Origin of the sequence: uncultured Marinobacter sp. (assembly GCF_963974375.1) — a bacterium.
Lineage (GTDB): Bacteria > Pseudomonadota > Gammaproteobacteria > Pseudomonadales > Oleiphilaceae > Marinobacter.
This window is the reverse complement of record NZ_CAXBDN010000158.1, coordinates 1-10,111: the sequence shown is the minus strand read 5'-3', so window position 1 is coordinate 10,111 and position 10,111 is coordinate 1. Positions and strand designations below refer to the sequence as shown.

The following is a 10,111-nucleotide window of genomic DNA, read 5'->3' as shown; positions in this document are numbered from 1 at the left end:
ATGAGCACGGCGGTATCACTCAGCCACAACATGTTTGACGCCACTCTGTTGCTGGGTATCTGCGACAAGATCGTACCGGGATTGCTGATCGGGGCGCTGAGTTTCGGTTATCTGCCGACGATACTGGTGCCCGCTGGCCCCATGCCCTCGGGCTTGCCCAACAAGGAGAAGCAACGGGTCCGGCAGCTCTATGCCGAAGGCAAGGTAGGTCGTGACGAGTTGCTGGAAGCGGAAAGTCAGTCCTATCACAGCCCCGGAACCTGCACCTTCTATGGCACCGCCAACTCCAACCAGATGCTGGTGGAAGTGATGGGACTGCATGTGCCGGGGGCTGCCTTTGTCAATCCCGGTACCCCCTTGCGGGATGCCCTCACCAAAGCCGCCACAGAACAGGTCATCCGGTTGTCCGGTCCCAATGGAGGCAACACCGGGCTGGCCGAGATGGTGGACGAAAAGAGCATCGTCAATGCCCTGGTGGCGTTGCTGGCAACCGGTGGTTCAACCAACCACACCCTGCACTGGGTCGCCATTGCCCGCGCCGCTGGTATCCTGATCGACTGGACGGACTTTGCCGAGCTGTCGGCAGCGGTGCCCCAGCTGACCCGTATGTATCCCAACGGTCAGGCCGATGTGAACGAGTTTCATCAGGCTGGCGGTACGGCGTTTCTGATCCGTGAACTGCTGGCCGCAGGGCTGCTTCACAACGATGTCCGCACGGTGATGGGCGAGGGACTCGAGGTTTACACCAGAGTACCCGAACTGGTCGATGGCACCCTGGTCTGGCAGCCGGTGGCAGAAACCTCTGCTGATGAATCAGTACTCCGGCCCGGCAGCCGTCCCTTTGCGCCGGAAGGTGGCCTGACGGTTGTACAGGGCAATCTTGGGCGGGGAATTATCAAGGTGTCAGCGGTGGCCGAAGCATTCCGGGTCATTGAGGCTCCGGCACGGGTCTTCAACGACCAGAACGAGCTGGCGGCGGCGTTTGATGCAGATGAGCTGAACAGCGACATGGTGGCGGTAGTCCGCTATCAGGGGCCGGCGGCGAACGGCATGCCGGAGCTCCACAAGCTGACGCCCTATCTGGGCGTGCTCCAGGACCGGGGCTACAAAGTGGCTCTGGTGACCGATGGTCGTATGTCAGGCGCCAGTGGCAAGATACCGGCGGCCATTCACGTCTATCCGGAGGCGGCCCGGGGTGGCGTACTGGCGAAACTCCGGGACGGCGACCGGATTCTGGTGAATGCCAATACCGGCGAGCTGTCCGTCAAGCTGACGGCCGACGAGCTGGCCGCCCGGGAGCCGGAGCCGGTGGATCTCTCCCATTATCATCAGGGTCTGGGGCGCGAGCTGTTTGCCGGTTTTCGTCAACTTTCCGCGACACCGGAGCAGGGTGCCGGCTTTTTCTGGAACGGTTCTGCATGACCCCGGCAGACACCAACCTGAAGGATCTGTTGACCGAGATACGGGCCTGTAGCCTGTGTGCGGCGGAATTGCCCTGTGGTCCGCGGCCAGTGGTACAGGTCAGTGGCGAAGCCCGGTTGCTGATCGCCGGCCAGGCTCCGGGGCGACGGGTTCATGAAACCGGTCTGCCCTTCAATGATCCCAGTGGTGATCGTTTGCGAAGCTGGCTGGGCATTGGTCGGGACCAGTTTTACGATGATCCCCGCATTGCCATTGTGCCCATGGGGTTCTGCTACCCTGGTACCGGGAAATCCGGTGACCTGCCGCCCAGGCCTGAATGCGCTGATACCTGGCGGCAGTTGCTGCTGGCGCGGCTGCCACAACTGGAGCTGACCCTGGCCATCGGTCAGTACGCGCAGCGCTGGCACCTCCCCGGGCCGTCGCAGGCGGTCACCGAACGGGTCAGGCACTGGCAAAGCCACTGGCCGTCCATCTTGCCCTTGCCACATCCGAGCCCCCGCAATAACCTGTGGTTACGTCGAAACCCCTGGTTTGAAGCAGAGGTGCTCCCGGTCCTCCGGGAAAGGGTAACCCTGTTGCTGGCCTGATGGCCGGCATTTTCTCCAGACCCTGTGAGCACCATCCCAATAACAAGACACCGGAGTTTGCCCTACCCATGACTGAATCCAGACCTGAGTATCTGTTGGCTATTGATCAGGGAACCACCAGTTCCAGAGCCATCCTGTTTAACCGCGAAGGGCAGATTCAGGCCATGGAGCAGGAGGAGTTCGAGCAGATCTATCCTCAAAGCGGCTGGGTCGAGCACGATCCCGAAGCTATCTGGCGCACCGTCCGGGACACCTGCCAGCGGCTGCTCCACAGCGGCAGGCTGAGTGCGGAGCAGGTGATCGCTGCTGGCATCACCAATCAGCGGGAAACGACAATTCTGTGGGACCGCAGTACCGGGGAAGCCGTTTATAACGCCATTGTCTGGCAGGATCGAAGAACCGCGGCCTACTGTCAGTCGCTGAAAGATGAAGGCCATGAGGAAGAGGTTACAGACCGGACCGGGCTGCTGATTGATCCCTACTTCTCGGCTACCAAACTTCGCTGGCTGCTGGATAATGTCGAGGGCGTCCGTGAGCGGGCCGAGCGGGGTGAGCTTGCCTTCGGCACCGTAGACAGCTTCCTGCTGTGGAGACTGACCAGAGGCCGCTCCCATTACACCGATGCCACCAATGCCTCCCGTACCATGCTGTTCAATATTCATACCCAGAGCTGGGACCCTGAGCTGCTGGCGCTGTTTGGTATTCCGGAAAGCCTGTTGCCGGAGGTGCTGGACTGCGCCGCTGATTTCGGCAGGATTGCTGATGACCTGCCCGGTGCCGGTATTGCCATTGCCGGGGTGGCGGGTGACCAGCAGGCTGCCCTGTTTGGCCAGACCTGCTTCCGGGAAGGCACCGCAAAAAGCACCTACGGTACCGGCTGTTTCCTGATGCTCAATACCGGTGAGCGGGCGCTCAGGTCTGAACACCGTTTGCTGACGACCGTTGGTTATCGGCTTGATGGCAAAACCACCTATGCCCTGGAAGGCAGCATTTTTATTGCAGGCGCTGCCATCCAGTGGTTGCGGGATGGTCTTAGCCTGATTCGTATGGCCGATGAATGTGAATCACTGGCGGAGCAGACGCCGGTGGATCACGGCGTCTATCTGGTGCCGGCGTTTACCGGTCTCGGCGCGCCTCACTGGGATCCCAAGGCCCGGGGAGCCATGTTTGGCCTGACCCGTGATACCGGCATAAAGGAAATCGTAACGGCAGGACTGCAGTCGGTCTGTTATCAGACCAAAGATCTGCAAAAGGCCATGGAAGACGACGGTGTGCGTCCGGTGGCACTGCGGGTGGACGGGGGAATGGTGGTAAACAACTGGGTACTGCAGTTCCTGGCGGATATCCTGGGCGCCACGGTGGACCGGCCACAGGTTATTGAAACCACAGCCCTGGGTGTTGCCTATCTGGCAGGCCTTCAGGCCGGTGTCTACGAGTCACTCGACGATATCCAGCGACTCTGGCAGTGCGAGCGTCGGTTTGAGCCGGCCATGAGCAAGCAGGATCGGGACCGCCTCTACCAGGGCTGGCTGGAGGCGGTCCGGCGCTTGCAGGATCAGTAAAGGCTACTGCAGGGTCAGGGGCGCGCCTGCTGCACGGCGAACTTCCTGCCATTGCTCCAGGGTACGCGCGGCTGTGGCGCCATCAATGGTGTCCAGTATTTCGTAAAAGTCGCTGTTGTACGGATCCTTGATGACGTCTGGCCTGGGCTTCATGCGAACCACGTACACCGACTGGACGTTCTGGTGATCGAAGGCCCGCCATTCCTGTTCGTCTTTCAGCAGGCTGTAACGATGTCCCTCAAGGGCGCGGATCACATCTGCGGTGCGGGTGGTGCCAGCGCGCTCCACCGCATCCTTGTACTGGTAAACGATGCTGTAGGCCGAGGCCGCCGGTGAGGACGGTCGCATGTCATAGGCCTCCGTGAACGCCTCGACAAACTCGATGCCGCGGGTATGGTTGTGCTCGTAGGGCAGGGTCCAGAACCAGGGCGCCGCGCCAATGATGCCCTCCATCAGGGTGGGGCCGAGCTGCAGCGCCGTGCCGAGACTGGTGTTGGGCCAGACGATCTGCATTTTATCTTTCAGGCCCATATCGTGAATCATATTCACCGCCCGCACCATGTCGCCGCCACCAAGCACCAGAACAAGTACCCCGGCACCGCTGGCCTCCGCTTCGTTCAGGGCATCCTGGAAATCTTTGGTGCGGGCATTGGGAAAGGGCGTGCGCACCACCGGGTGGCGCTCAGAATCCTGGGTGCCGGACTGGCTGCGTACCGAGTCTTCCACGGAATAGCCCCAGTTGTAGTCGGCTGTAATGTAGAAATATTTCTTGTCGGAAAACTCGGTGGAGAGAAACTTGCCCAGTGCTCTGGCCGTCATCCAGGCATTATAGGATTCCCGGAACATGTGGGTGTGCGCCGCTTCCCCGGTGGTCTGGTTGGCATAGGTGAGCGTCCCGAAATAGATCCGGTCCCGCTCACGGGCAGCCCGCCCGGACGCAATGGCAACGGCGGACGACACACCGCCGAAAAGCATATGGACGCCTTCCTCATCGATCATCTCAATGACATTGGCGACGCCGCGCTTCGGGTCCAGGCGGGTGTTGCGGATGACCAGCTCCACCGGCTGTCCCAAGATGCCACCGCTGGCATTGATTTCTTCCACCGCCAGAAAGGCGCCCAGGCGTTGCTGTTGCCCCAGGTATTCATAACGGCCTGTTTCGGGATAGTTGAGTCCCAGTTTTATGGGCTCAGCGCTGACCGAGAGTAACGGAACAGCCAGCAGCAGCGCGGTCAGAACAAACCGGATAGAGCATGATCGGAGCATTCGGAGGGTATCTCCCTGTGATTGTGAATAATTGCAAAACGAAAATGAAAGGCGATAGTGTTGACGCCAATTGACGTCTTGGCAAGGGCCTGAGGCGGATCGAATTGTTGCTTAATTGTTACTGCGGCCAGAACAGAACAAGCGGCCGGGGCTGAAAGCCGGGGCCGCTGATATTATTATTGCTCTGCTATTTCAGTGATATAGGTAAAAAGTACCTGTTTGGCGGGGCGCCAGACGGAGCACTAGTGCGAGCACATGCCGCCGTCAATCCGATACTGGCTTCCGGTGATGAATGTTGACTCATCGGAGGCCAGGAACAGCACGACATTGGCGACATCAATGGATTCGCCATAGCGGCCCAGGGGGATGTTCCGTTCAAGTGACGCTTTCGCCTCCTCGGCATGGCCGGGACTGAAGCCTTCTTCAAGCGAGCGCATCATGCGGGTATTTACCGGCGACGGGTGCACCGAGTTGACCCGCACGTTGTAGGGGCCCGCCTCCAGTGCGGCTGACTTGGTAATGCCCACCACCGCGTGTTTCGAACCAACATAGGGTGCCACGCCGGGACTTCCGATCAGGCCCGCCACAGAGGACATGTTAATGATGGAGCCACTGCCCTGTTTGAGCATGACCCGCATAACCTGCTGCAGTCCCAGGAACAGGCCTCGCACATTGACCGCCATGACTTTGTCGAAGTCCTCCACTTTCTGGTCAGTGATCGGTGCGACCTTGCCTTCAATGCCGGCGTTGTTGAAAAACACATCGATGCGACCGAACCGGTCCATGGTCTGCTGTACGTAATTTGCTGCACCGGCCTCGGAGCTGACATCAGCCTGGACAGACATGACCTCACCCAGCGCGCTCAGTTCGGCTTCGGTTTCGGCGAGCAGGCTGGCGTCGAGATCCACCAGAACGACTTTGGCACCTTCTTTCAGAAACAGCTCGGCGGTGACCTTGCCGATACCACCTGTGCCACCGGTAATTATTGCTATCTTGTTTTCAAGTCTGGTCATAATGATGACTCCTGCATCTGCGGTGTGTTGATCAATTTGTGGCCATCCGGTTCGATGAGCAGGAATTCAGGGAATGCTGAGATGCTGCAGCCACCCACTGCCTTGATGAATTCCCAGTGTCGCCCCTTCTGTTGCCGATGGTTTTGACGGGTATCAATTGCTTGACCAATCTATCGGGTATGCTCCGTGAATCCCCGCCCGGAGTACCAGGTCCGCGCGTCGGCACCCATCCCTGAAGGAGTTCATGTCATGAATGATCGCAAATCGGAACTTGAGAAGCTGAAAGCGGAACTGAGCGAGCGGCTGAGCCGGTATGAGAAGCACCAGCACCGCACAGATGGCGCGCTGGATCCGGACTTCTCGGAGCAGGCGGTTCAGCGCCAGAACGATGAGGTGGTGGATTCACTGGACGCTGAGGTACGGTCCGAACTTCAGCAGATTCAACATGCCCTGGAACGGATAGAGCAGGGCATCGGCAGCCAGTGCGAGCGCTGCGGTGAAGACATTGCAGCAGAACGGCTCAAGGTATTGCCCTATACTTCGTTCTGCGTTCGCTGTGCAGAAGCCATCAGCGAGTAAAAGCCATTATTGATGGGAAACCGGCCAGGAGAGGGCATGGCAAGTCAGATAACGAACGATGAACAAAACACCGGTTTGCCATTGAGTCGCAAACTAGGACTGGTCGCCGGACCTCTGCTGCTGTTGATGACCGTGTTACTACCTGCACCCTGGGGCATGACAGACGCCGCCTGGTCCGCCCTCGGTCTGATGTTGATGATGGCCGCCTGGTGGTCGACGGAAGCCATTCCCATTCCGGCAACCTCGTTGTTGCCCATTGTGCTGATACCTGCGCTTGGACTTGGTTCAGTTGCCTCCGCTACCGGACCCTATGCCAACCCCATTATCTTTCTTTTCCTCGGTGGCTTTACGCTCGGGCTTGCCATGCAACGATGGAACCTGCACCGAAGGGTGGCGCTGCTGACCTTGCTGATGGTGGGTGCCAGTCCCCGTCGTCAGGTGGCGGGATTCATGCTGGCGACGGCCTTTCTGAGCATGTGGGTCAGCAATACCGCAACCGCCATCATGATGTTGCCCATCGGTTTGTCGGTGATCAGCATGGTGCGTTCGGACAATGAAGAGGAGGTGAAGCGTTTCGGCACGGCCTTGTTGCTGGCCATTGCCTATGCGGCCAGTGTGGGCGGAATAGCGACCCTGATCGGCACGCCGCCGAATGCCCTGTTGGCCGCTTATCTCTCGGAAAACCAGGGTATGGACGTGGGCTTTGCCCAGTGGATGCTGATTGGCGTACCGGTAGCCGTGGTCATGCTGGTGCTGGTCTGGTGGTGGCTGACCCGGCGCACCTTCAATCTGACCGGTCACGACAACAGTGAGCAACTCCTTCAGGATGAGCTGAAAGAACTGGGCGCAATGACCAGCGCTGAGACCCGGGTCGCCCTGGTATTTGCGGTAACCGCACTGGCCTGGATTCTTCAGCCGTTGGTTTCTGATTCCCTGATTCCCTGGCTGGGGGATACGGTCATTGCCATTCTGGCCGCCCTTGCGCTGTTTCTGGTGCCAGCCGCAAATTCGTCAGGGGATCGTCTGATGGACTGGGAAAGTGCCCGGGACATGCCCTGGGGTGTCTTGTTGCTGTTCGGTGGCGGTCTAGCCATGGCTGGTGTTATCAGCAGTTCCGGTCTCGCAACGTTTATTGCCGAGTCCATGTCGGTGCTCGACGCAGTGCCGTTGATCCTGATGATCGCTCTGGTGGTAACGGTGATCATCTTCCTGACAGAAGTGACCAGCAACACGGCAACCGCCGCAGCGTTTCTGCCGTTACTGGGTGCCCTTGCGGTTTCTCAGGGCGCCTCTGCGGCTCTGCTTGCGGTTCCTGCGGCCATTGCTGCCAGTTGCGCCTTCATGATGCCAGTGGCTACGCCGCCGAATGCCATTGTGTTCGGTAGCGGGAAGGTGAAGATCGGCGCCATGATCCGCGCCGGTTTCGTGCTGAACCTGGTGGGTATTGTTGTGGTAACCCTGTTTTCCTATCTGCTGCTGGGCCTGGTGTTTGGTGTCTAGTGTTTAGTCCTCCGGCTGACTCTGATCCAGCCACTGCTGCGACAGCCAGTAGAACCGGCCACCCCCGAGCGGATAGGTGCAGTTATAGCGAAAGCGACGGCTGTTGAAAGCGCGGTCCGGGGTAATGTCCACCGCTTGCCCGTTTATGTTCAGCGCCACCATGCCCTGACCGCTGGCGAAGCAGGTCATCCGGTTCGGGTCCAGCTCATCCGGCAGTGTCAGCGACAGGGTCGGAGGGTTGGTTGTCATGATGCCCGCCGGCAGTGCCGACGCATCGACCGGCAAGGCCCGACTGCGCAGCTTGTCCGGCAGGCTGTCGATCTGGCCAAAGCTGGTGGCCATGGGGAAGCGGGGCAGGCGGGGCGCGCCTGAATGTTCGCCTACCGGGCCGGACTGCTGGCCAAAACCGTACCAGCCTCGCTCGGCAATTTTCGTCTCCAGAGCTTCGTCGTATTCGCCATAGGGATAGGCAAACAAGGGTTCATCCAGTCCCAGACGTTTTTTAAGGGTTTGCTGAGCATTATCCAGGCTGCGATCCGTTCGTGCCTGCCAGTCCGCCCCGCTTTCTTCGGGTCGCCTGGCCAGATGGCCATGGTCCTCACTGTGATTGGCAATCAGCACGCCGTCCATATCCCGGACCTGTTCCAGTTGTTGCCAGGTCATGTAACCCCGGCTGCCAATAGCATCGGTGTTGACGAAGATGGTAAAGGGCAGGCCTCGGGAGGTCAGCAGGGGTACCGCTTCGGTCCACACACTGTCGTAAGCATCATCGAAGGTAACCGCCACTTGCTGGAGGTCACGCAGCTCCCCGGCAAGCGCGGCCCGGGTACCGGAGTCCAGCGGTACCACCTCAAGACCCAGGCGCTCGATCAGGTCCAGCTGGTCGCGGAACAGCGCCGGAGTGGTGCTGGTGGCCGCCGGTGTGGCATCGCTGACGTGGTGGTATTGCAGGATGACCAGGTCGGCCCGGGCTACCGGAGTGGTTGCCAACCAGGGTGCCAGCATCATCGTTGCCAGCAGTGACAGGCGTCGCCGAATGAAGGTTGGTCTCTTGCAGATACGGCTTATGAGCATGGCAGGTTTCCTCATCAACGGAAGTGGCGACGAAGCAGGGCAAAGGCCTGATTCAGTGCCTGAACGTGCGCGGTGGTACCGCCCCGGTCAGGGTGAGCCTTCATTACCGCCCGCCGGAACTGAATCTTGACAGCGGCGAAGTCAGCCGGCTGCTGGTCAAAGCCGAGGGCGTCAAAGGCAGCTGCTACCTCCTCCGGTTGAGGCCGGTGGCTGCGCCCGGCCCAGAAGTCGTCCACCATTCGCTGAATGGCATGGTCCGGCAGTTCGTATTGGTCCAGGTCCAGATAAAACGCCCTTAACGGGTCTGCAAGATCCGGAGGCCCTTCGCCGGCCACTACCTGGGCTTGGGCTGTTCCGCCCAGATAGATCCGCAGCGGAGTGATGGTCAGTATTTCGCCTTGTCCATGCAGTTCGTCCCGCAGTCGGTAGAGCACATGAAACAGCAGGAAATGCACCGGGTAGAGGTCAGTGGGATTACTGTAGTCCACGGTGCCTACCAGAGACCAGGGCGGGGCCTGCAGCGCCCGGATCAGCTCAAGTTCGGAGAGGCCTCGGGGATGCTGGCGAAGGATGGCCTCGACGGCAGCACTGAGCAGGCGAATCTGCAGTTGCAGCTGCCCGGCACTGTCTGATCGTTCTGGTCGGCCTGATCCTTGCCGGGATTGTGTCCGGGCTGGTGCTGATGGGCTGTTGGGTGAGAAGGTCATGATGCTCATGGTATGCCAGTGGCGCTGGAATCTGAAGGGTTACGGTGGGCGGCGGTCAATACCGGGGCCGGGTTTGCCGGACGGCACTGACGGATGCCGGTCAAGTCCGGTATAATCCCGCGTTTGATGACCCGTGGACCCAGACAGTTAATGGCGGACGTAATGACGGCAGCAGTGCAGAACACTCCGGTAAACGACGCAGAGCATCAGCACAAGCTTGCGTTTGAAAAGCTGCATAAACGGCTGCGGCGGGACACCGGACAGGCTATCGCCGATTTCCGGATGATCGAAGCCGGAGACCGGGTGATGGTGTGCCTTTCCGGGGGCAAGGACTCCTACACCATGCTGGAAATTCTGATGGATCTCCAGAAAAGTGCGCCGGTCCCGTTTGAACTGATTGC

General features: G+C 59.7%; 9 protein-coding genes and 1 pseudogene. 6 read left to right on the top strand and 4 right to left on the bottom strand.

The features are described from left to right. From edd to glpK, 3 genes are all read left to right on the top strand, one after another. A partial coding sequence (edd, locus tag AAC035_RS13510; RefSeq protein WP_339805030.1) for a phosphogluconate dehydratase occupies window positions 1-1,422 on the top strand: 1,422 nt, incomplete at its 5' end. Beyond that, entirely contained in the window at window positions 1,419-2,009 is a 591-nt protein-coding gene (locus AAC035_RS13505; RefSeq protein WP_339805028.1) for a uracil-DNA glycosylase family protein, read from the top strand. The genes edd and AAC035_RS13505, both read left to right, overlap by 4 nt. Window positions 2,010-2,077: 68 nt before the next feature. Next, window positions 2,078-3,571, top strand: coding sequence for a glycerol kinase GlpK (glpK, locus tag AAC035_RS13500; protein ID WP_339805026.1), 1,494 nt, complete (start codon window positions 2,078-2,080; stop codon window positions 3,569-3,571). 3 nt (window positions 3,572-3,574) lie between these two features. Here the strand turns inward: glpK and AAC035_RS13495 are convergent, their stop codons facing one another. Next, on the bottom strand, window positions 3,575-4,837 hold the full coding sequence (locus AAC035_RS13495; protein ID WP_339805024.1) for an ABC transporter substrate-binding protein: 1,263 nt from the start codon (window positions 4,835-4,837) through the stop codon (window positions 3,575-3,577). A gap of 242 nt (window positions 4,838-5,079) precedes the next feature. Continuing rightward, window positions 5,080-5,850, bottom strand: coding sequence for an SDR family oxidoreductase (locus AAC035_RS13490; RefSeq protein WP_339805022.1), 771 nt, complete (start codon window positions 5,848-5,850; stop codon window positions 5,080-5,082). A 249-nt stretch (window positions 5,851-6,099) separates the two neighbouring features. Here AAC035_RS13490 and AAC035_RS13485 point away from each other — a divergent pair, with 249 nt between their 5' ends. After that, entirely contained in the window at window positions 6,100-6,429 is a 330-nt protein-coding gene (locus tag AAC035_RS13485) for a TraR/DksA family transcriptional regulator (RefSeq protein ID WP_339805020.1), read from the top strand. A 36-nt stretch (window positions 6,430-6,465) separates the two neighbouring features. Further along, window positions 6,466-7,929 (top strand): DASS family sodium-coupled anion symporter, encoded by a 1,464-nt coding sequence (locus tag AAC035_RS13480; protein ID WP_339805018.1) that lies wholly within the window; start codon window positions 6,466-6,468, stop codon window positions 7,927-7,929. 3 nt (window positions 7,930-7,932) lie between these two features. Here AAC035_RS13480 and AAC035_RS13475 read toward each other — a convergent pair whose 3' ends face one another. Both AAC035_RS13475 and AAC035_RS13470 read right to left on the bottom strand, forming a co-directional pair. Then, a complete protein-coding gene (locus AAC035_RS13475; protein ID WP_339805016.1) occupies window positions 7,933-9,003 on the bottom strand; it encodes a polysaccharide deacetylase family protein in 1,071 nt (356 codons plus the stop codon). A 14-nt stretch (window positions 9,004-9,017) separates the two neighbouring features. Continuing rightward, window positions 9,018-9,719 (bottom strand): DNA-J related domain-containing protein, encoded by a 702-nt coding sequence (locus AAC035_RS13470; protein ID WP_339805014.1) that lies wholly within the window; start codon window positions 9,717-9,719, stop codon window positions 9,018-9,020. 141 nt (window positions 9,720-9,860) lie between these two features. Here AAC035_RS13470 and AAC035_RS13465 point away from each other — a divergent pair. Further along, window positions 9,861-10,111: pseudogene (locus tag AAC035_RS13465) on the top strand (tRNA 2-thiocytidine(32) synthetase TtcA); the annotation flags it as partial.